General features: G+C 60.8%; 22 protein-coding genes and 1 tRNA gene. 9 read left to right on the top strand and 14 right to left on the bottom strand.

The window, feature by feature from the left end; all coding sequences use genetic code 11:
• Positions 1–61: 61 nt before the first annotated feature.
• On the bottom strand, positions 62–925 hold the full coding sequence (locus tag VOY09_RS12070) for a hypothetical protein (protein WP_322895061.1): 864 nt from the start codon (positions 923–925) through the stop codon (positions 62–64).
• A 155-nt stretch (positions 926–1,080) separates the two neighbouring features.
• A tRNA-Arg gene (locus VOY09_RS12065) sits at positions 1,081–1,157 on the bottom strand.
• Between the two features lie 536 nt (positions 1,158–1,693).
• Here VOY09_RS12065 and VOY09_RS12060 point away from each other — a divergent pair.
• Together VOY09_RS12060 and VOY09_RS12055 are read left to right on the top strand one after the other, a co-directional pair.
• Positions 1,694–1,894: a hypothetical protein gene (locus VOY09_RS12060; protein WP_322895060.1), complete on the top strand. Its 201-nt coding sequence runs from the start codon at positions 1,694–1,696 to the stop codon at positions 1,892–1,894.
• 69 nt (positions 1,895–1,963) lie between these two features.
• Positions 1,964–2,989 (top strand): LacI family DNA-binding transcriptional regulator, encoded by a 1,026-nt coding sequence (locus tag VOY09_RS12055; protein WP_322895059.1) that lies wholly within the window; start codon positions 1,964–1,966, stop codon positions 2,987–2,989.
• Here VOY09_RS12055 and VOY09_RS12050 read toward each other — a convergent pair.
• Both VOY09_RS12050 and VOY09_RS12045 read right to left on the bottom strand, forming a co-directional pair.
• Positions 2,986–3,636 (bottom strand): helix-turn-helix domain-containing protein, encoded by a 651-nt coding sequence (locus VOY09_RS12050; RefSeq protein ID WP_322895071.1) that lies wholly within the window; start codon positions 3,634–3,636, stop codon positions 2,986–2,988. The two genes, VOY09_RS12055 and VOY09_RS12050, sit on opposite strands and share 4 nt — an antisense overlap.
• A 25-nt stretch (positions 3,637–3,661) precedes the next feature.
• Positions 3,662–3,943: a hypothetical protein gene (locus VOY09_RS12045; protein ID WP_322895058.1), complete on the bottom strand. Its 282-nt coding sequence runs from the start codon at positions 3,941–3,943 to the stop codon at positions 3,662–3,664.
• 230 nt (positions 3,944–4,173) lie between these two features.
• Between VOY09_RS12045 and VOY09_RS12040 the strand changes: the two genes are divergently transcribed.
• Complete coding sequence (locus tag VOY09_RS12040) at positions 4,174–4,806, top strand: ribonuclease HII (RefSeq protein ID WP_322895057.1); 633 nt, start codon at positions 4,174–4,176, stop codon at positions 4,804–4,806.
• Between the two features lie 87 nt (positions 4,807–4,893).
• Positions 4,894–6,003 (top strand): site-specific DNA-methyltransferase, encoded by a 1,110-nt coding sequence (locus VOY09_RS12035; RefSeq protein ID WP_322895056.1) that lies wholly within the window; start codon positions 4,894–4,896, stop codon positions 6,001–6,003.
• 120 nt (positions 6,004–6,123) lie between these two features.
• Here VOY09_RS12035 and VOY09_RS12030 read toward each other — a convergent pair whose 3' ends face one another.
• The 3 genes from VOY09_RS12030 to VOY09_RS12020 are packed head-to-tail and all read right to left on the bottom strand — an operon-like array spanning position 6,124 to position 8,637.
• Positions 6,124–6,417: a putative quinol monooxygenase gene (locus tag VOY09_RS12030; protein WP_322895055.1), complete on the bottom strand. Its 294-nt coding sequence runs from the start codon at positions 6,415–6,417 to the stop codon at positions 6,124–6,126.
• Between the two features lie 21 nt (positions 6,418–6,438).
• Entirely contained in the window at positions 6,439–7,581 is a 1,143-nt protein-coding gene (locus tag VOY09_RS12025) for an alkane 1-monooxygenase (protein ID WP_322895054.1), read from the bottom strand.
• A gap of 57 nt (positions 7,582–7,638) precedes the next feature.
• Positions 7,639–8,637, bottom strand: coding sequence for an A/G-specific adenine glycosylase (locus VOY09_RS12020; protein ID WP_322895070.1), 999 nt, complete (start codon positions 8,635–8,637; stop codon positions 7,639–7,641).
• Positions 8,638–8,753: 116 nt separating this feature from the next.
• Here VOY09_RS12020 and VOY09_RS12015 point away from each other — a divergent pair, with 116 nt between their 5' ends.
• On the top strand, positions 8,754–9,263 hold the full coding sequence (locus tag VOY09_RS12015) for a DUF721 domain-containing protein (protein WP_322895053.1): 510 nt from the start codon (positions 8,754–8,756) through the stop codon (positions 9,261–9,263).
• 12 nt (positions 9,264–9,275) lie between these two features.
• On the top strand, positions 9,276–9,941 hold the full coding sequence (locus VOY09_RS12010) for a DsbA family protein (protein ID WP_322895052.1): 666 nt from the start codon (positions 9,276–9,278) through the stop codon (positions 9,939–9,941).
• Here the strand turns inward: VOY09_RS12010 and lpxK are convergent.
• The 6 genes from lpxK to VOY09_RS11980 all read right to left on the bottom strand — a co-directional run bounded on the left by lpxK (position 9,938) and on the right by VOY09_RS11980 (position 16,162).
• Positions 9,938–10,924 carry a tetraacyldisaccharide 4'-kinase gene (gene lpxK / locus VOY09_RS12005; protein WP_322895051.1) on the bottom strand — a complete coding sequence of 329 codons (987 nt, stop codon included), beginning with the start codon at positions 10,922–10,924 and terminating at the stop codon, positions 9,938–9,940. The genes VOY09_RS12010 and lpxK overlap by 4 nt on opposite strands.
• 1 nt (position 10,925) lies before the next feature.
• Positions 10,926–12,122 (bottom strand): 3-deoxy-D-manno-octulosonic acid transferase, encoded by a 1,197-nt coding sequence (locus tag VOY09_RS12000; protein WP_322895050.1) that lies wholly within the window; start codon positions 12,120–12,122, stop codon positions 10,926–10,928.
• Between the two features lie 22 nt (positions 12,123–12,144).
• On the bottom strand, positions 12,145–12,390 hold the full coding sequence (locus VOY09_RS11995) for a DUF4170 domain-containing protein (RefSeq protein WP_322895049.1): 246 nt from the start codon (positions 12,388–12,390) through the stop codon (positions 12,145–12,147).
• Between the two features lie 35 nt (positions 12,391–12,425).
• Positions 12,426–13,217 (bottom strand): 3'(2'),5'-bisphosphate nucleotidase CysQ, encoded by a 792-nt coding sequence (locus VOY09_RS11990; RefSeq protein ID WP_322895048.1) that lies wholly within the window; start codon positions 13,215–13,217, stop codon positions 12,426–12,428.
• A complete protein-coding gene (locus VOY09_RS11985) occupies positions 13,204–14,544 on the bottom strand; it encodes a TldD/PmbA family protein (protein ID WP_322895047.1) in 1,341 nt (446 codons plus the stop codon). Before VOY09_RS11985 ends, VOY09_RS11990 begins: the two co-directional genes overlap by 14 nt.
• Before the next feature lie 118 nt (positions 14,545–14,662).
• Positions 14,663–16,162, bottom strand: coding sequence for a DUF2125 domain-containing protein (locus tag VOY09_RS11980; RefSeq protein WP_322895046.1), 1,500 nt, complete (start codon positions 16,160–16,162; stop codon positions 14,663–14,665).
• 116 nt (positions 16,163–16,278) lie between these two features.
• Between VOY09_RS11980 and VOY09_RS11975 the strand changes: the two genes are divergently transcribed.
• The 3 genes from VOY09_RS11975 to VOY09_RS11965 are packed head-to-tail and all read left to right on the top strand — an operon-like array spanning position 16,279 to position 18,808.
• Positions 16,279–17,037, top strand: a complete 759-nt coding sequence (locus tag VOY09_RS11975; RefSeq protein WP_322895045.1) for an SDR family oxidoreductase — start codon at positions 16,279–16,281, stop codon at positions 17,035–17,037.
• Positions 17,034–17,648, top strand: coding sequence for an enoyl-CoA hydratase/isomerase family protein (locus VOY09_RS11970; protein WP_322895044.1), 615 nt, complete (start codon positions 17,034–17,036; stop codon positions 17,646–17,648). The genes VOY09_RS11975 and VOY09_RS11970 overlap by 4 nt, the downstream gene beginning before the upstream one ends.
• Complete coding sequence (locus VOY09_RS11965; RefSeq protein ID WP_322895043.1) at positions 17,645–18,808, top strand: TIGR03862 family flavoprotein; 1,164 nt, start codon at positions 17,645–17,647, stop codon at positions 18,806–18,808. Before VOY09_RS11970 ends, VOY09_RS11965 begins: the two co-directional genes overlap by 4 nt.
• Here VOY09_RS11965 and VOY09_RS11960 read toward each other — a convergent pair.
• Entirely contained in the window at positions 18,790–19,371 is a 582-nt protein-coding gene (locus tag VOY09_RS11960; protein ID WP_322895069.1) for a glutathione S-transferase family protein, read from the bottom strand. The two genes, VOY09_RS11965 and VOY09_RS11960, sit on opposite strands and share 19 nt — an antisense overlap.
• Positions 19,372–19,425 lie beyond the last annotated feature (54 nt).

Raw genomic sequence — 19,425 nt, 5'->3', positions numbered from 1 at the left:
AGTGCACGGCGCAAAGGACGTGGGACGCGATGCGCGATGCAACCTGCACAGAACGCGCTCCTCATGCCGCCAGCCCCGCCGCGCGCAACTGACCATCGGTCACCAGCCCAGCCGCCACCAACGCCGTCACCTGCAGGGCGGTGATGTGTTTGCACATCGGGCTGCGGTCGCGCACCCATGCGACCAGCCGTGCGTGGTGATCGGCGGCAAGGACGGTTTGCGCCTGCCGTTCCTCGGCCATCGCCTCAAGGAGCCGCTGCCAGCGACGGTCAGCAAACCAGTTGTCCGAGAAACAGACCTTGGATCTTGTGAAGCCCGCGCTCTCGGTGGCGTAGGCCTGCACCGCGCGCAGCAGTTCGTCGGGGTCTATCCCCTCCCTCACGGCCTCCTCGATCCGGGCCAGACACGCCGCTTTGCCGCGCTGGCGGTCCTTCGGATAGGCCGCCCAGATACTTTCAAATCTTTCATTTTCCACCGCCGCCGCCTCCGCGCGCTTGCGCGTAGGTGGTTTATGGATGGTTTTAGGGTGGTTTGGGGTCCACCCTGGACCCCGTACCCCGTCCACGGTGGACCCCGTACCGGGTTCAGGCTGGACGGGGTCCACTGTGGCCGCCGTCCCGTCGTCTGGTTCAGCAGACGATTCCAGCGCCATCACACGGGCCCGAACGATGCGATAGATCACCGTAAAACCGTTCTTGCAGGGGCGGCGTCCGGTCTCGATCAGGATGCCCTCTTTCAGAAAATCGCTGATCGTCCGCTTCACGGTGCTTTCGCCCAGCTCGGTGTGACGCTGGATCGTGCCTTTGGAACACCAGATGCCCGAGCCATCATCGCTCGCCTTGTCGGCCAGGAACATGATGATCTGTTTGCGCGCAGCACTGCCGAAGCGGCGGTCGGCGCATTCGTTTGCGACGCGCCAGCTCATTGAAAGGCCTCGCTACGCCCGAAACCGGCCTCAACTTGTACAGGTTTTGTACAGAAATCCCGTCTGGAGCGTCCGATTTGCCGGGAAATCAAACGGGCGTTTCTGCAGCGCCTTTCGCAAGCACCTGACAAAACACCGTATTTTACTGGATTTTTTGGTGACCCCGACTGGATTCGAACCAGTAACCTGCCCCTTAGGAGGGGGCTGCTCTATCCTGTTGAGCCACGGGGCCGCCGGCTGTTCATATATCAGGCTGGTGGCGATGCGACATCTCAAATTTTGGGTGTTGCGGGTTTCTGCATAATCTATCGGGTTTCGCTGCACGCGCATGACCGCATCAAAGGGTAGACTTTTATTGCCGGATGTGTAACGAAATCGTCACAGAAATCGGATCTGAGCGTCACGCGCGATGGTCCACGCAGGCTTTAGAAAACCGAATTATTCAGACCGGCGGAAATGATCACGCAATTTCAGCGGACTTGGATCATCTCTGTTTTACGACATTTGAACAAGACCATTTAACACCAGCCCCGACAATCCAGGATCAGCAGGATTGACACTGAATCTGCGCATGGCAGCCTTTTTCGGCGGCCCGGCGCAGATGTAATGATGAGATTTTTAATAATTTATTGATGGATCAAGTATTTGGTAGACGCGAGAATTTGGATCATACTGGCCCTGTTAAAGTGGCCGGACAATACTGTGAAATTTTACCTGTCCCATTTCCCCAAGTCACGTGGCAGCTTTTTCAAAGCGAAGCTGCAGTTGATGGAAATCGGAATCATCGAAAATGCGGCTCAGCGGCGGGGATACCTTGTGCTCGATTCCGTCCGCGCCATTGATTTCATGCTGACCGAATATCCGGGGCTGAATGATGTCACCGAATTGATCGACCGCCATCGTGACCTGCTCGCCGATGACGAAGATATCATCATCCATGCGCCCGAACGACGTGTCGCCGCCGGATGAATCGTCGCCCGCTGGTCATCGGCACAAAGCAAGGCTAAGACTTGTGTCAGGCATATCGGGATCCGACCATTGAGCAATGACAATAAACGCCCCCTGACCCTGCGCGATGTCTCTGAGGCATCCGGCGTCAGTGAAATGACCGTCAGCCGCGTTTTGCGCAACAAAGGTGATGTCAGCGCCGCGACCCGCCAAAAGGTGCAGGATGCCGCAAAACGTCTGGGCTATGTGCCCAACAAGATTGCGGGTGCTCTGGCCTCGTCGCATGTCAATCTGGTGGCGGTGATCATCCCGTCCTTGGGCAATATGGTCTTTCCAGAGGTGCTGGCAGGCATATCCGAAGTCTTGGAAGATACCCCGTTGCAGCCTGTTGTCGGCGTCACGGATTACCTGCCCGAGAAAGAAGAAAAAGTCCTGTTCGAGATGCTGTCATGGCGGCCATCCGGGGTGATCATCGCCGGGCTCGAACATTCCGAAGTATCCCGCGCCATGCTGCGTCAATCGGGCATTCCCGTGGTCGAGATCATGGATACCGATGGCGAACCGATTGATACCTGCGTCGGCATTTCGCATCGCCGTGCGGGTCGGAAAATGGCCGAGGAAATCATCGCTGCCGGTTACAAAAAGATCGGTTTCATGGGCACCAAGATGCCGCTGGACCACCGCGCCCGCAAACGCTTTGAGGGGTTCACCCGTACGCTCGCCAAAGCCGGGATCGAGATTGCGGATCAGGAATTCTATTCCGGCGGGTCGGCCTTGGCCAAAGGCCGCGAGATGACGGCCAAGATGATCGCGCGCAGCCCAGATCTGGATTTTCTTTATTATTCCAATGACATGATCGGGGCCGGTGGGCTGCTTTATCTGCTCGAACAGGGCATCGATATCCCCGGCAAAGTTGGTCTTGCGGCCTTTAACGGGGTCGAACTGCTCGATGGTCTGCCGCGCCGACTGGCGACGATGGATGCCTGCCGCCGCGAAATCGGCGTGAAGGCTGCGCAAATCATTGCGGCGCGTAACGCCGGGCTGGATACGGAAAACGAAACCATCGTCACGCTCAGCCCGACCTTGACGCCGGGCGATACGCTCCGCCGGGTTTAGACCATGCGGATCACATTCTTGTCGATGGCCAGCATATAGCCTTTGCGCGCGATATTCTTGACCAGCAATTCGCTGACCAATTGATTGCCCAAAGTGTCGCGCAGGCGTTTGATCCTTGTGGCCCCTGCCGCCTCATCACAATCAGATGGATCGCGGCCGGAAATCACGCCTTCAATCTCGGCACCGGACAGAACTTCGTCATCCATCCGCGCCTCGGCCAGCACCGACAGGGTTTCCAGCGCGGCATCGGTCAGTTTGAATTCGAAATCGTTCAGATAGACGGATTTCTGATCGCGGCTGATCAGCAGGGAATTCACCTCGATCCCTTGCCGTTCGATCCGGCCCATACGGCGGTTCAGCGCGATCAGCATCACCAGAAAAGCAATGGCTGCCACCAGCAAAGCGGTCGCAAAGATCAGCAACACGAAGATCACGAAACGATAAGATGCCAGCGTGTCGGAAAATGCGGTGCCCGATTGTGCCAAAATCTCCAACAGCTTAATTTCCGCACTGCCGGTCAGCATGTCGTTTTCGATGAACAAGCGTTCAACGCGCAGGTTGAACGCATTGGCATCCGGCAGGTTGATGAACAGCAATACGGCAGCAATGCCCAGAATCGCGACAATGGCGGCAATGCCCGCCACCACGATTCTATTGCCGATTTCACGCGATTCAGTAGCGGAGGTAGAACTCACCGGCGCTGTCCCTTCGTTCGTCCAGCCCGGCATCATCAAAGACACCCAGCACATTCAACAATTGCCAGCCATCACGGCCAAGACTGTCGCGCAGCTGCGCCTCGGCAGCGCCGACGCTACAATCACCACGGACTTCGGTCACGCCGTAATGGAGCCGCAGGGGATTATCCTGCTTGGCTTTGTAATCAGCATAACACGCAGCCTGCGCGATTGTTCCGGACAGACAAAAGATCAGAAAGGAAAACCAAAGGTGTTTCATGACTGTGATGTGACCCGATGCCCGTGCGATATTCAATAGCATCTTTTGTTACCGCGCTGGCAATCGCTTAGCCATCCATTTTATGGCCTCTTGCGCCTGTCGGGCAGAAAAACCGACCGTTCCCGCGCGGGCCTTGCCCCGGTTGCCGCGCGACCTCGGGGCAGGGTGTCTGTTGCGACGCTCTGCCCCTTTTTTCTTGCGCTGGCGGGGCGGGTCTGGTCACTGGCCGCATGACAGAGCCTGACTTTTTATTTGAACACGCCGCCCTTGCCCGCGGCCTGACCCGGATCGCCGGCGTGGATGAGGTGGGGCGTGGCCCGCTGGCAGGTCCGGTCGTGGCCGCCGCTGTGGTGCTGGATGCCGCGCGTATCCCTAAGGGCCTGAATGACAGCAAGAAATTGTCGCTGGCCCGTCGCGATGCCTTGTTTGACCAGATCGTGGCCAGTGCCGATGTCTGCATCGCGCAGGCGAGTGTGGAGGAGATCGACAGCCACAACATCCTGCGCGCCTCCCATATCGCGATGGTCCGCGCGATTGCCGGGCTGTCCATGCCGCCCGATCACGTGCTGATCGATGGCAACATGATCCCGCGCGGCTTGACCCTGTCGGCAGAGCCGATTGTGAAAGGCGATGCGCGCAGCCTGTCGATTGCCGCCGCCTCTATCGTGGCCAAGGTGTGGCGCGACCGCCACATGGTGGATTTAGCGCAACAGTTTCCGGGCTACGGCTGGGAAGCGAACGCCGGTTACCCGACCCCGGCGCATAAATCGGCGCTGATGGCCCTTGGTGTGACCCCACACCATAGGCGTTCCTTCAAACCTGTGCACAATATCTTGTATCAAGATGAATTCGTAAGTGATTGATTCAATAAAGGTTTTGACAGCGAATCGCCTGTGACTCACATTAGCAGCAACCAAGAGCGGATAATTCGCCGGGTGTATGAGGCACAAATGACAGTCAAAACAAAAACAAAAGTGGCGCAAGACCTGCCACTGAACAGCATTATCGACGGCGATTGCATCGATGTGATGAACAGCCTGCCTGCGGGTTCGGTCGATCTGATCTTTGCGGACCCTCCCTATAATCTCCAGCTCAAGGGCGATCTGCACCGGCCCGACAATTCCAAGGTCGATGCGGTGGATGATGCCTGGGACCAGTTTGACAGTTTCGCAGTCTACGACCGTTTCACCAAGGCCTGGCTGGCCGCCGCGCGCCGCCTGCTGAAACCCAATGGCGCGATCTGGGTGATTGGCAGCTATCATAATGTCTTTCGCATGGGTGCCGAATTGCAGAACCAAGGGTTCTGGATTCTCAACGATGTGGTCTGGCGCAAGTCCAACCCGATGCCGAATTTCCGTGGCAAACGCCTGACCAATGCCCATGAAACGCTGATTTGGGCGTCCAAGGAAGAGGCCAGCAAATATACCTTCAACTATGAAGCGCTGAAGTCGCTGAACGAAGGGGTGCAGATGCGCTCTGACTGGGTGCTGCCGATCTGCACTGGCCATGAGCGGCTGAAGGATGAACATGGCGACAAGGCGCATCCGACGCAGAAACCGCAATCCCTGCTGCACCGCGTGATCGTGGGCACCACCAATCCGGGCGATGTGATCCTTGATCCGTTCTTTGGCACCGGCACCACTGGTGCTGTCGCCAAGATGCTGGGCCGCGATTATATCGGCATCGAACGCGAGGCTGCCTATCGCAAGGTCGCTGAAAAGCGTATCGCCAATACCCGCAAATTCGATAGCGACGCGCTGGAAGTGTCGTCGTCGAAACGGTCTGAACCGCGCGTTGCCTTTGGCGTGTTGGTCGAACGCGGCATGCTGCGTCCGGGCGAAGAATTGTGGTCGATGAACGGCCGCCACAAAGCCAAGGTCCGCGCCGATGGCACGCTGATCGGTGATGACATCAAAGGGTCAATCCATCAGGTCGGCGCTTTCCTTGAAGGCGCGCCAAGCTGCAATGGCTGGACCTATTGGCAATTCAAACGCGACGGGCAAAAAGTGCCGATCGATCTGCTGCGCCAGCAGATCCGGTCCGAGATGGAAAAGCACTAGCCCCTCACCAAACCTGTGACCGCCGGTGCCAGCGGCGGACCCTGCCAGAGTGGCGGGGGCCGCTGGCGCGAACTTACCCCGTCATCGCAGGATGGCGGGGCTTTTTGTTCCCGATCGGCATCATGCCAGTCCGGTCACTTCAAACTCTCGTTTAATATGCGCCGTCGCCTGCCACCAGTCTGACGCGCCTGTGCGCAGTTGATGAAACTCAAACGCCGCCTGATCGGCAAAGCGTTCCGCGACGCACCAGACCAGCGGGTCATCCGTGGCCGACACGTCAAAGGACCTGCACCCTGCCTCTTGTCTGGTCAGGCGGATATGCTCCGGCAGGTGCCGTCTGACGATCTTTGCATCCTGATCCGAGGTGCAGATCAACTTGCCGGTCAGGTGTATCTCTGTCTGTTGCATCGTCATTTCTGCCCCTCGCTCGGTTCGCTAAAGCGGCATCGGATTAGCTGCTTTTTTATAAAGTTGCCAATTGGCAACTTCGGGATAAAACGTTTTGCGCCAATGCTTTATCCTCGGATGCATGACTCTGCGCCAGACAGGCGGAACCAGCGCCATCATCGTCATCACAGGATAGCCGTGGGGCAGTTGCGGTGCCTCATCCTCGGCATAGGTTTGCAGCAGGGGGAACCGCCGGTCGGGTTTGTAATGATGGTCGGAATGGCGCTGCAAATTGATCAGCAGCCAATTGGATGCCCGCTGTGAAGCGTTCCACGAATGGCGCGGTTTGACATGTTCGTATTTGCCGTCGCCCAGATGTTTGCGGGTCAGCCCATAATGTTCGACGTAGTTCACCAGCTCCAGTTGGAAAATCGCCCAGAACGCCTGAGTGGCGAATAGAAACACGCCCCAGGTGCCGCCGATCAATGCCGCAAGCGTAAGAAATCCTATTTGCAAGGCCAGATAGCGCCAGAATGGGTTGGTGATGTGCCAGGCGGGCAATGCCTTGCGCGCCAGCATGGCCGCCTCTGCCCGCAGCGCAGATCTGAAACACTGGTGCAACACCCGCAGAAAGAACCGATAAAACCCTTCGCCATATCGCGCGGTGACCGGATCGCGTGGGGTGGCGACATAGCGGTGATGCACCAGCATATGTTCCGACCGGAAATGCGAATACAGCACCGAGGCCAGCAGAATATCTGCCAGCCAACGCTCCGCCTTCGGTTTCTGATGCATCAGTTCGTGCGCATAGGTAATCCCGATGGTGCCTGACAGGATGCCCAGCCCGGCAAACAGCGCCCATTGTTCCACCCGGTCCAGATGGCCGGTCGTGGTGACATAATACAGAATGCCAAAGATCGTCCCCAGTTGCAGCGGAGCCCAAATCAGCGTGACCAGCCGGTGCCAGAACAACGCCTTTTCCGGGGTGTCCGGGTCCGGGTTGGATTTGTCCAATCCGACGATGTAATCCAGCCCGGAAAACAACCACCATGCCGACAGTGGCAGCAGGATGATGGTCCAGCCGCCCTGCGTCGCGACAAACACTGCCAGCGGGATCAACCCCAGCGAGAGCCAGAACGGCAAAGCTGCGGATAATTTACCGTGCCGTTGCGGGCCGGGGGCCGTCGTCATCACTTGCGTCCTTTTCATGCACAGGTTGTAAAATGATAGCGCCGATTCCGGCACCGCTCAATCATTCTGCAACATCACCGCTACCAAATCGTAAACCTTACGCATCGCCGTGGGCAGTGCCGCTGGGCTGAAATCCTGCTTGGCCACAAAATCCCCCCGTTGCGGCTGTGCGTCGAGCGGAACTTGGGCGACCATGATCTGCAGATGCAGGTGGAAATGGGTAAAAGTATGGCGCGCCTCGGCCTCAAGCGTGACCCAATCGGCGGGCAGTGGCGGCGCGGGGGCTGGCGCATCTGACCAATCCGATCCCGGCCAGCCGAGCATCCCACCGAGCAAGCCCGTTTCAGGCCGCGTTTCCAGCAGGATCGCGCCATCGGCGCGTTGGACGACATAGGCAATGCCGCGTCTGGTCGGCACCTTCTTTTTCGGCATCTTGCGTGGCAGATCGGGCGCAGTCCCGGCCAAACGCGCGGCACAGGGGCCACGCCACGGACAGATCCCGCAGGCCGGGTTGCGCGGGGTGCAGATCGTGGCGCCCAGGTCCATCACCGCTTGGGCATAATCACCGGCGCGCAGGGCGGGCGTCAGCGCACGGGCGCGGAGGGTCAGCTCCGGTTTCGCCGCAGGCAGCGGTGTGTGAATATCAAACATCCGCGCCATGACCCGTTCAACATTGCCATCGACCACGACCTGCGGCTGGTCAAAGGCAATCGCGGCAATCGCCGCCGCCGTATAGGGGCCGATGCCGGGCAGTTTCAGCAATGTCGCATGGTCAGACGGGAACCGCCCGCCGTGATCCGTCACCACGACGCGCGCGCATTTCAGCAGGTTGCGCGCACGGGCGTAATAGCCAAGGCCCGCCCAGGCGGCCATCACATCGGCATCATCGGCAGCGGCCAAGGCGCGGACATCGGGCCAGAGCGTGGTGAATTTACGATGGTAATCGCGCACGGCGGCGACAGTGGTTTGTTGCAACATCACCTCTGACAGCCAGATTGCATAGGGATCGGGCAGCACGCCAGCCTTGCGGTCGGCGGGCGGCACCCGCCACGGCATGGTGCGGGCGTGGATGTCATACCATGCGAGTAAGTCTGAACTCAGGTCCTGCAATGTTTCGCCTCTTCCAACAGCACCGGCTTGGCGCTGCCTTGCTGATAAGGTAAAGCGAGGACATGAAACAGCCACGTCCCAAAGGCACGACTTATGGATTTTCGCGCGCCGCCACGCTGGTGCAGACCCGTATCCGCACGGCCAGCGAACAGCGCGGCTTTGCGGTGACCCGGCTGTTGACCCATTGGCCCGAGGTGGTGGGCGAAGCCACTGCGCAGATCGCCACGCCTGTGAATGTCAGCTATGGCCGTGGCGGGATGGGAGCGACGCTGACGCTGCTGACCACCGGCGCGCAGGCCCCGATGCTGGAAATGCAAAAAGACCAGATCCGCGACAAAGTGAATGCGTGCTATGGCTACCGTGCCATTGCCCGCGTGCGGATCACCCAGACCGCGCCCACCGGTTTTGCGGATGGGCGAGTGGCCTTTACCCCCGCGCCCAAGGCTGTAACGCAACCCAGCGCAGACGTGATTTGCAAAGCCAGCGCCCTGTCTGAAAATATAGCAAGCGAAGATCTGCGGGCGGCTTTGGCCAGATTGGGTGCCAATGTCCTTGCGAAACAAAAGAACTGAACAGAGGTAGTTATGAAACGTAGAACACTTTTGGCCGCTGGTGGCGGTGCCGCTTTGATCGCAGGTGCTGGTTGGATGGTTGGCCGCCCTGATCCGGTGACAGGCCTGCTGCCCGGTGCGGCCAGCGCGCAAGCCAGCGATGGTGCCGCGCCTGAAGTCGTGGATATGGTGCTTGGCAACCCCGATGCGGCGGTCGAGGTGATCGAATATGCCTCCTATACCTGCCCGCATTGCGCGTCTTTCCACGCGGATCAGTTCCAAGAGTTGAAGGCCAATTACATCGACACGGACAAAATCCGCTTTGTCTATCGCGAGGTTTATTTTGACCGTCCCGGTCTTTGGGCGTCGATGATCGCGCGCAGTCAGGACAACCCGGAATTCTTCTTTTCCTTCAGCGATATACTTTATGAAAAGCAACGTGACTGGCTGGCCAGCGGCGATCCGGCGACCATCGTGGAAGAATTGCGCACGCTGGCCAAGGTTGCCGGTCTGGATGATGCCGCCCTTGATGCGGCCCTGTCCGACAGTGCCAAGGCAGAGGCGCTTTACACATGGTTCCAGGCGAATGCCGAACGCGATGCGATCAATTCGACACCAAGCTTCCTGATCGACGGTCGGCTTTACAGCAATATGGCCTATCCTGAATTCGCCGAAATCCTCGACGCGCGGATCGGCTAAAGCCCCAGCCGGTCAAAGGCTGCATCCATCGGCGTCCAGTCGATCAGATGCAGCCGGACCGGCAGGGTTAGCACCTGGGTGCGGAACGCATCCGGCAGGCGCACGGCGTCTTTTTCGGTTGTGACCAATTGTGCCCGCTGCACCTGCGCCTCGATCTGCAAGCGTTTGATCAAGGCGGGGGTCAGCGGTTGATGATCGGCCAAAGCCTCTGCCCGGACCACATCCGCCCCCATATCGCGCAGGGTGCGGAAAAATTTATCCGGGTGGCCGATCCCTGCAAAGGCCAGCAGCCGCAGGTCGCGCCAGGGCATGCCGGTGGGCAAAGGCGCCAGATGGCCGGTCAGATGTGGCAGGGCCATGGGCCAGTCTGCGGCGAAGCTATCCTGCGCTTCTGGCGGGCCGATGGACAGGACCATATCAGCCCGCGCCAAGCCTTTCGCCACAGTTTCACGCAAAGGACCTGCCGGGATGACCTGGCCATTGCCGAAACCCCGCAAAGCATCGACCACGACGATGGACAGATCCTTGGCCACATCAGGGTTCTGGAACCCGTCATCCATCAGGATCACATCTGCGCCTGCCGCCAGCGCCGCCGCCACACCGGCCGCGCGGTCACGCGCGACCCAAGTGGGCGCGAAGGCGGCCAGCAGCAGCGGTTCATCGCCGGTTTGGTCGGCCTTGTGCCTGCGTTCGTCGACCTGCACAGGCCCGGTCAGCGACCCGCCGTAGCCGCGCGAGACGACATGCGGATTGCGCCCGCGGGCGCGTAATCGTTCGATCAGCGCGATGGTTGTGGGCGTTTTGCCGGTGCCGCCTGCGTTCAGATTGCCGATGCAGATCACCGGCACCTTGGCTGTGATCGTTGCCGGGCGGCGCAATCGCCTCGCGGTGCCGGCCGCATATAGCCAGCCCAAGGGTGCCAGCAGCCTAGCCACCAGCGCAGGCCTTTGAGGCGAAGTGAACCAGAAATCGGGGGCGCGCATGTCAGCCAACCCTTTCTTCAAGACGTTGCCGGATCAGGGTGACGATCCGGTTGGTCACATCTGCGCCGCGCGATGTGACATCCCAGGCGGCATGGGCCATTTCGGCGGTTTTATCGGGGGCGAGCAAAGCCTCGACCGTGGCACCAAGCTGATCATCGGTGCGGATCAGACGGGATGCTTTGGCCTCTGTCAGCCGCGCGGCATGGCGCTGGAACGGCGCGACATAGGGGCCATAGAGCACCGCAGAACCCAAAGACGCCGGCTCAAACGGGTCGCGGCAGCCGCCGCCGTGCAGCGTGCCACCCAGATAGGTGACAGGCGCGATGCGATACCACAGGCCCAGATCATCATCAGTGTCGATCACGAACACCTGTATCGGTTCGTCCGGTTCGGGGCTTTGCGACCGCAGGGCGACGTGAAAGCCGAAGCGGCGTATGTCGTCGGCGATAGGACCTGCGTTTTCCGGCCTGTCGGGCACGACGACCAGCAGCAGGCGATGCGCGCGGCGGCTGGCAACCTGATGCGCTAGGCTGAGCGCCATAGTGTCGTTGAGCGTTGCCGCAGCGGCCAGCCAGACCGGCCGTGTGCCAATCGCTGCCGACAGGACACGCCGGTCCTCTTCGTCACAGGACAGGACCTGCCCGCAATCTTCCATCGGGCCGGTCACCACAACCCGGCTTTGCGGCGCACCCGCGCCGACCAGCCGCCTGACGGCTGGCTGATCAATGGCCAGAATGCTTTGGAACTGGGACAACAGCGACCGGATCGCGCCCGGCACCCAACCGCCCGGCACCTGATCCAGCCCTTTGCCGTTTGCATCCACCAGAATGCAGGGCAGGGCTGCAGCGCGCATCCCGTCAAGCAGCACCAGATCCAGATCGCCCTGCACCCAGATTGCCATCATTGGCTGCCAATGCGCGATAAAGGCGCGGATATTGTCCTTGCCGCGCGGTTCGGGAAAGGCACGGCCTGTCAGGCTGTCGTCCCAAACGGGCACAGTCGCGATGATCTGGATCGCATCGGCATCTTCGGCCAGCTTGCGTTGCAGCGTTTCCACCGCGGTCAGTTGTTCGGGCAGGCTGCACCGTGCCCAGATGATCGCGCCTTGCGGGCGATCTGGCTGGGCCGCGAGCTTGCCATCCGGCCCGGCACGCCGCAGCCCTGCCACATAGGCCGCGATTTTCAGAGATCGCGCCATTGCCGCGGCCCTTTATCTGGCGTCAGACGCCCAGTTCTTCAGTCGGCGAAGCGGCGGTTTCTTCATCCCGCAGACGGTGAATATGCGCGATGAAATAGCGCATATGGGCATTGTCCACGGTGCGCTGGGCGGCCCCTTTCCAGGCGCTGAAAGCGGCCTGATAATTCGGATACATGCCGACAATGTCAATCGCATCGACATCTTTGAACACGTTCTTGGTCGGATCAATCAATTCGCCGCCGAAAACTAGGTGCAGGCGTTGTGTCATCAGGAAATCCTTAGGTTGAGAGGCTCGCGCGGACCCTAAAGCTTTGTCGCCGGTGGCTCAAGCCGTGCGGCCAGGCTTGCGTGCAATTCCTGCCCTGCCGCGATCACACCGGGGACCTGCGGATGTGGGTTGTTGAAGATCAGTCGTTGGCCGGATTGGTCGGTGATTGTGCCGCGCGCTTCGGCCACGATCAGCGCGCCGGCGGCGATATCCCATTCCCAAGAGGGCCGCAGCGTCAGCATCGCGTCGAACCGGCCCTGTGCCACCAGACACAGCCGATAGGCCAGCGATGACCTGAATGCCTGTTTGAACGGCGGCAAGGTTGCGTCTTTCCACAGATGCGGCGCGAAATTCGGCTTGGAGGCCAGCACGCGGGCCGTGTCGAGTGGTGCAGTGCTGACCCGGATCGCGCTGTCATTGACCTGCGCGCCGCCGCCTGCCGTGGCGGTGAACATCAGATCATGCAGGGGCAGATAGACGACGGCGGCGATCACTGCCCCGTTTTCGACAATCGCCAGCGAATGCGACCAGTCTTTCGCGCCGTCGATAAAGGCGCGGGTGCCGTCGATCGGGTCGATGACGAATTGGCGCTCGGTCGTCAGACGTGCGGCGGTATCGGGCGATTCCTCGGACAGCCAGCCGTAATCGGGGCGCTTGTCACGCAGGATATCGGCCAGCATGTGATCCACGGCCAGATCAGCCTCGGTCACCGGGCCAGCGCCGCCCGGTTTGTCGGTGACTTTGGGGCTTTGCCCGAAATAGCTGGTGGCGATGCGGCCTGCCTTGCGCGCGGCGTTGATCAGCAGGGCAAGATCACTCTCCGGCAAGGGTCAGCCCTTCGACCAACAAGGACGGGATCACGCGCGACAGATGCGGCTGCGCGTCATTGGCAGGGATCAGCGTCATCAGCACATCGCGCAGATTGCCCGCGACGGTGCATTCGTTCACCGGATAGGCAATCGCACCGTTTTCGACCCAGAAGCCCGCCGCGCCGCGCGAATAATCGCCCGTATTTGGGTTGATGGTGGAGCCGATCATCGAGGTGACGAGCAACCCCGTGCCCATCTGTGCGATCAGATCATCGCGGCTGGCTGTGCCTTGGGTCGTAGTGATATTGGTCAGGCCGGGCGAGGGCGGCGCGCCGGTGGATCGCGCGGCATTGCCGGTGCTGTCCATGCCCAGCTTGCGCCCATTGGCAAGGTCGAGCGTCCAGCCGGTCAGCACACCATCATCAATGATCGCGCGGCGCGCGGTGGGCAGACCTTCGGCATCATATAGCCGCGATCCGGTGACGCGGGGGCGATGCGGTTCCTCAATCACTGACAAGCCCTTGGGCAGAACTTGCGCGCCCAAAGCCTCGCGCAGCCAGCTTGACCCGCGCGCGATAGCGGCACCGTTAGTGGCTTGCAGCAGATGCCCGATCAAGGCGCTGGAAATGCGTTCATCGAACAGGACAGGATAGGCCCCCGTCTTGGGCCTGCGCGCCCCGGCACGTTCAACGGCGCGTTGGGCGGCACGGGTGCCAATATCATCGGCATCGCGCAGATCGGCTTGAAACACCCGGCTGTCGTAATCGTAATCCCGCTCCATTGCCGTGCCGGTGCCAGAGATCGCGACACAGGACAGCCCGCGGTCGGTCCGGGCATAGCCTGCGGAAAATCCATTGGTCGCGGCCAGATGCACCCGGCGGCGGGAATATCCGGCAGAGGCGGATTGCACCTGGCTGATACCTGTGTTGCGCAAGGCCGCAGCCTCGGCCCGGGCGGCCTGATCCTGCAACATCGCCGGATCGGGTTCATCGCTGGCGTCATAAAGATCAAGCGCGGATGTATCCGTTTCCTGCGCCAATTGCGCCGGGTCGGCTAGGCCTGCATGCGGGTCTTCGGGCGCTTCACGTGCCATGGCGACAGCGCGTTCGGCCATCTGGCGCAATGTGTCGGGCTTGATGTCCGACGATGACACACAGGCCTGCCGCTTGCCGACCAGCACCCGCAGACCAATGTCGATCCCTTCAGAGCGTTCGGCATGTTCCAATACCCCGCCCCGCACGTCGATGGAAACAGATGTGCCATCCACGGCCATCGCATCGGCAGAATCGGCCCCGGCCTTGCGCGCGATATTGATCAACTGGTGGGTCAGGTCAGACAGAGTCATGGCGGCTTCCTTTGCTGTTCCGTGACCTAGTGCGCAGGAGGGGGCGCTGCAAGGCCGCTGCCCGCAATGCAAACGGCGCGCCAGTCACCCGGCGCGCCGCAGATCATGTCAGATCAGATCAGCGGATACGCTGACCATTGGCCAGAACCTGACCATCGGGCGTCACTTCCAGATTGGTCTCCAACTGGTCATCGCCGGTGGAGCGGGCAAACATGCCCATCATCATCCGCGGTCCCATCAGGTCCTGTTCCGGGATCAGACCCATGGTCACAAGATTATCCAACAAAGCGTTCAATCCGTTGATCGTTACCGACACCGCGCCTTCGGGGCGGGGGTAGGGGGCAAAGGTCGTCAGATCGTCATTGTCAAAGGTAAAGGCACCTTCGCCCGTCGCGGTCGCCCCGGCAATCGCAAGGTTGAACTGCGTCAAATCGACAGAGTCCAGTTCAAACGGCAGATCGCTGGCCATCATCGCCTCTTCCTGTGCGGGATCGAGCATATCGAACAATGGCCGCGCCAGACCGGACAGACCGATCTGCACGGTGGCTGGATCGCGCGGCAGGACGCTGTCAGGGTCAAACAAAGACCAGATCATGTCGCTGAGCGTCAGATCCACCAGATCAACCCCAAGCGCGAACGGCTGTGGCGTCTCTGCCTGACCGAGAGGCATTTCAAAGGTGATGCCGTATTCCGCAAGGCTGACGTCAATCGGGAATGGCAGGTCGGCGGCGGTGACCGACACAGCAATATCGTTGGAATTGGTAATGTAAGACACGCTTTGATCGCTGATCTGTGCAGTCAGGCTGGCCGCGCCAGCGCTGAACGATCCGGCGCCCTGACCATCATCGATATTGAAATCGAACACGAATTCGCTGCTGTCGACGGTGTAGCCGCCAGCGACCGCCATGCCGGATGCGATCAAGTCATCAGGATCGGCCATATCGGCATCAAGCGGCATGGTTATATCGGCCTGAACGCTGATGCCGTTCACTTTACCACCGCCAGTGACATATTCGCCCGGCTTGTCGGGCGGCTGCACGTCGACCAGCAGATCGAACGAGTCAAACTGGACGTCATAGGACGTATTGCGCATCTCGTCCAAACGGGTGCTGTAGGTGCCGGACATATTATTGCCGACCAGCTGCATATCTGCTGTAAAGGTATCTTCGCCATTAACGATATCTTGCAGCGCGACTGTAAAGCGATCGGATTGCAGCGCGTAATCCAGCGCCTCTGGCGTGCCGCTGACCGTCATCTCAAGGCCCGGGTGGCTGATCAGAACGGTGATCACTGCACCATCTTCTTCGGTGATCACAAGCGGATAGCTGTCCGATGTCGTGATCCTGACGCTGCCGTCATCCTGCCCGTCAAAGATCAGCTGATCAATCGTCAGGGTGGATGAAATCCCGTCTTCGTCGGTGGTCAGCGTCAGGTCACGCACAGTCAATGTGTCGCCGATCAGGTCCTCTGACGTGGTTGTGACGTCACCGCCGAACATTTCCATTTCGATCTTCCAATCGTCCCAGACCTGCTGGGCCGTCACATCGGCGAATGCGGCATTACCTGAAACAAGCGCAGCAAAACACACAGCGCTGCGCAAAGTTGACTTATGGGTCATCTGTTTCCCTTCCATAATGGGTGTCCTACCCTGTCCACACCTTCCAAGTGGATGGAAGGACGGATAGCATCGCCAAAAGTGTTACCCATCTGCGGGCCAGACCGAAAGGGATTGATATGAAAAAGATGGATATGGGCGGCAAAACGGTGCTGATCACCGGCGCAAGCCGTGGCATCGGCGAAGCGGCTGCGCGGGAATTCGCCAAGGCGGGGGCGAATGTCGCCCTGATCGCGCGCAGCACCGATGACATCGCCCGGATCGCGGGTGAGATCGGGGAAAAGGCCTTGGCGATTCCCTGCGACGTGGCGCGCTATGCCCAGTTCGAACAGGCCGTCGCCGCCACCGCGCAGACCTTTGGCGGCTTGGATGTGCTGGTCAACAATGCCGGTGTGGTGGACCCGATGGGCCATTTTGCCGATCTCGACCCTGATGATTGGGCGCGCACCATCGATATCAACCTCAAAGGGGTGATGCATGGCATGCGCGCGGTGATCCCCGGCATGATCGCGCAGGGCCATGGCACGATCCTGAATATCTCATCCGGTGCTGCGCATAACCCGGTGGAAGGCTGGACCGCCTATTGCGCGTCCAAGGCCGGGGCCTACATGCTGACCCGCACCGCCGATCTGGAATGCCGCGCCAAAGGGTTGCGCATCCTCGGCCTGTCACCTGGCACGGTGGCCACCAAAATGCAGCGCGATATCAAGGATTCGGGCATCAGCCCGGTCAGCCAATTGGATTGGTCCGTGCATATCCCGCCCGAATGGCCTGCCAAGGCCCTGGTCTGGATGTGCGGGGCCGAGGCGGATCCTTATCTGGGCGAGGACATCAGCCTGCGGGATGAGGAGATCCGCCAGATGGTCGGGCTTGTATGATCCGCTCTGACCGGGACGGCGACACCTTGGTCCTGACCATCGACCGACCCGACAAGGCCGGGGCGCTGACGCCTGCGATGCTGACCGATCTGGCTGATCTGGTGGAGGCTGCGCGCGATGTGCAGGTGCTTATCCTGACCGGCACGGGCCGCGTGTTCAGTGCCGGTGCCGATCTGGACGCCGCCCGCGCCGGGTTGGCGATTGATCCGGTCTGGGAACGGCTGTCCGGCGCGATTGCCGATTGTCGCGGCCTGACGATTGCCGCACTCAACGGCACGGCGGCGGGCGGTGCCTTGGGCATGGTTTTGGCCTGTGATCTGCGGATCGCGGTGGCGCAGGCTAAACTGTTTTATCCGGTGATGCGGCTGGGGTTTTTGCCGCAACCGTCCGATGTGCTGCGCTTGGTGCGGCTGATCGGGCCAGCGCGGGCGAAAATGATCCTGATGGCCGGGCAAAAGATCGATGCGCAGACGGCGCAGGCGTGGGGCGTGATCGACCGGATCGTCGCCGATGATGCGCTGCTGCAAGCCGCCCGCGATCTGGGGCAGGATGTTTGCGCCGCCACACCGGCGCATGCTGCCGCGATCAAGCAGATGATTGCCCGGGCATGAATGATATCATCGTGATCGGCGCAGGCCCTGCCGGTCTGATGGCGGCAGAGGTCGCGGCAGCGCGCGGCCTGTCCGTCATGGTCGCGGATGCGATGCCCTCAGTCGGGCGCAAATTTCTGATGGCGGGCAAATCCGGTCTGAACCTGACCAAGAACGAACCGCTGGCCGATTACCTCGCCGCTTTCGGCCCCTTGCCGGACAGCCTGCGCGCCACACTCGCGGCTTTCGGCCCGGCAGAGGTGATGGCCTGGGCCGAAGCGCTTGGTCAGCCTGTCTTCACCGGCAGCACGGGGCGGGTGTTTCCCAAGGCGATGAAAGCCTCGCCTTTGCTGCGCGCATGGCTGGCGCAGTTGCGTGCGGCGGGTGTGACCCTGCAAACCCGCTGGCGCTGGGCGGGCTGGCAAGGCGATGCGCCGCTGTTTCAGACGCCTGATGGGCCGCAGATAATCGCGGCCAAGGCTGTGGTTCTGGCATGTGGTGGCGGCAGTTGGGCGCGGCTCGGGTCTGACGGGGCATGGGTCCAATATCTGCCCGATATCGTGGCCCCTTTCGCGCCCGCGAATATGGGCTTTGTCGTCGATTGGTCGGCGCATATGGCGCCGCATTTCGGCGCGCCTGTGAAGGCGGTGGCGATGACGGCGGGGCAGATGGTGACGCGGGGCGAATGCATTATCTCCGCCCGTGGCATCGAAGGCGGCGGCATCTACGCGCTGTCCCGCGCGATGCGCGACGGCGCGCCTTTGATTATGGATCTTTTGCCGGACCGCAGCCTTGCGCAGATCCGCACCGCCTTGGCCAAACCACGCGGCAAGGCCAGCCTGACCAATCACCTGCGCAAGGTTCTACGGCTGGACCCGGTCCGCCTTGCCCTGCTGGCGGAATACGGGATGCCTTACCCTGATGATCTGGCCGCTTTGATCAAGGCATTGCCGATCCGGCATGCTGGCCCGCGGCCTTTGGACGAGGCGATTTCGACCGCAGGCGGTGTCCGGCTGGCTGCGCTGACGGATGATCTGATGCTGCGCCACCGCCCCGGCACCTTTTGTGCCGGTGAGATGCTGGATTGGGAGGCACCGACCGGCGGCTATCTGATCTCGGCCAGTTTTGCGACCGGCCGACGGGCCGGGATGGCGGCGGCGGATTACGTTATCAGACGCTGAAAGGCCGGACGTGCGCTCATTCGCTGCTGATAGGCGCGCAATGTTTCGGGCGCGACGTCGAATTTGATCGACGACCCCCAGTTCAGGCAATGCGCGCAGATGATATCGGCAATCGTGACGTCATCGCCCATCAGGCAATCACCCGCAATGCGGGTTGCGAGTCGGTCAAGGCTGCGCGCCCATTCCCAGCGCAGGCTGTCCTTGATCGCGGGTAGGCGCTGATCCTCGGGCAGGATAAAGCTGTGCTTGGCCGCCATCCACAGGATCGCATCCATTTCATCGAGCACGGTATGGACCAACGCGTCATGCTGCGCGCGGGCGATGGTGCCGGGGGCGGGGATCAGGGCACCATGCCGATCCGCCAGATAGGTGACGATCGCGGTGGAATCTGTCAGCACAGCGCCATCCACGACAAGCACCGGCACTTTGCCCGAAGGGTTCAGCGCGATGACGGCATCTGATCTGGGTTGATCAGGCTGGTGGTCATAGGGCGCGCCGAGTTCTTCTAGCGCCCAAAGCACCCGCATGGCGCGTGACTTCTTTGGTCCGATCACCTGATACATCTTGCCCCCCCACTTTGCCATTGCAACCATTTGCGGGCGTCATCGGGCGATTTG

It is taken from the genome of Yoonia sp. 67-2 (assembly GCF_035117555.1).
Lineage (GTDB): Bacteria > Pseudomonadota > Alphaproteobacteria > Rhodobacterales > Rhodobacteraceae > Yoonia.
Note: the sequence above shows the minus strand (reverse complement) of the source record. Positions and strands in the feature narration are given on the sequence as shown.

Coding starts and splice junctions, on each gene's coding strand:
- VOY09_RS11995 (WP_322895049.1), bottom strand. CDS start 12,390: ATGACACAACGCCTGCACCTAGTTTTCGGCGGCGAATTGATTGATCCG.
- VOY09_RS11985 (WP_322895047.1), bottom strand. CDS start 14,544: ATGACTCTGTCTGACCTGACCCACCAGTTGATCAATATCGCGCGCAAG.
- VOY09_RS12060 (WP_322895060.1), top strand. CDS start 1,694: ATGGAAATCGGAATCATCGAAAATGCGGCTCAGCGGCGGGGATACCTT.
- VOY09_RS12025 (WP_322895054.1), bottom strand. CDS start 7,581: ATGACGACGGCCCCCGGCCCGCAACGGCACGGTAAATTATCCGCAGCT.
- VOY09_RS11975 (WP_322895045.1), top strand. CDS start 16,279: ATGAAAAAGATGGATATGGGCGGCAAAACGGTGCTGATCACCGGCGCA.
- VOY09_RS12030 (WP_322895055.1), bottom strand. CDS start 6,417: ATGACGATGCAACAGACAGAGATACACCTGACCGGCAAGTTGATCTGC.
- VOY09_RS11965 (WP_322895043.1), top strand. CDS start 17,645: ATGAATGATATCATCGTGATCGGCGCAGGCCCTGCCGGTCTGATGGCG.
- VOY09_RS11980 (WP_322895046.1), bottom strand. CDS start 16,162: ATGACCCATAAGTCAACTTTGCGCAGCGCTGTGTGTTTTGCTGCGCTT.
- VOY09_RS12040 (WP_322895057.1), top strand. CDS start 4,174: ATGACAGAGCCTGACTTTTTATTTGAACACGCCGCCCTTGCCCGCGGC.
- VOY09_RS12010 (WP_322895052.1), top strand. CDS start 9,276: ATGAAACGTAGAACACTTTTGGCCGCTGGTGGCGGTGCCGCTTTGATC.
- VOY09_RS12015 (WP_322895053.1), top strand. CDS start 8,754: ATGAAACAGCCACGTCCCAAAGGCACGACTTATGGATTTTCGCGCGCC.
- VOY09_RS12035 (WP_322895056.1), top strand. CDS start 4,894: ATGACAGTCAAAACAAAAACAAAAGTGGCGCAAGACCTGCCACTGAAC.
- lpxK (WP_322895051.1), bottom strand. CDS start 10,924: ATGCGCGCCCCCGATTTCTGGTTCACTTCGCCTCAAAGGCCTGCGCTG.
- VOY09_RS12000 (WP_322895050.1), bottom strand. CDS start 12,122: ATGGCGCGATCTCTGAAAATCGCGGCCTATGTGGCAGGGCTGCGGCGT.
- VOY09_RS12045 (WP_322895058.1), bottom strand. CDS start 3,943: ATGAAACACCTTTGGTTTTCCTTTCTGATCTTTTGTCTGTCCGGAACA.
- VOY09_RS11960 (WP_322895069.1), bottom strand. CDS start 19,371: ATGTATCAGGTGATCGGACCAAAGAAGTCACGCGCCATGCGGGTGCTT.
- VOY09_RS11970 (WP_322895044.1), top strand. CDS start 17,034: ATGATCCGCTCTGACCGGGACGGCGACACCTTGGTCCTGACCATCGAC.
- VOY09_RS12020 (WP_322895070.1), bottom strand. CDS start 8,637: ATGCCGTGGCGGGTGCCGCCCGCCGACCGCAAGGCTGGCGTGCTGCCC.
- VOY09_RS12070 (WP_322895061.1), bottom strand. CDS start 925: ATGAGCTGGCGCGTCGCAAACGAATGCGCCGACCGCCGCTTCGGCAGT.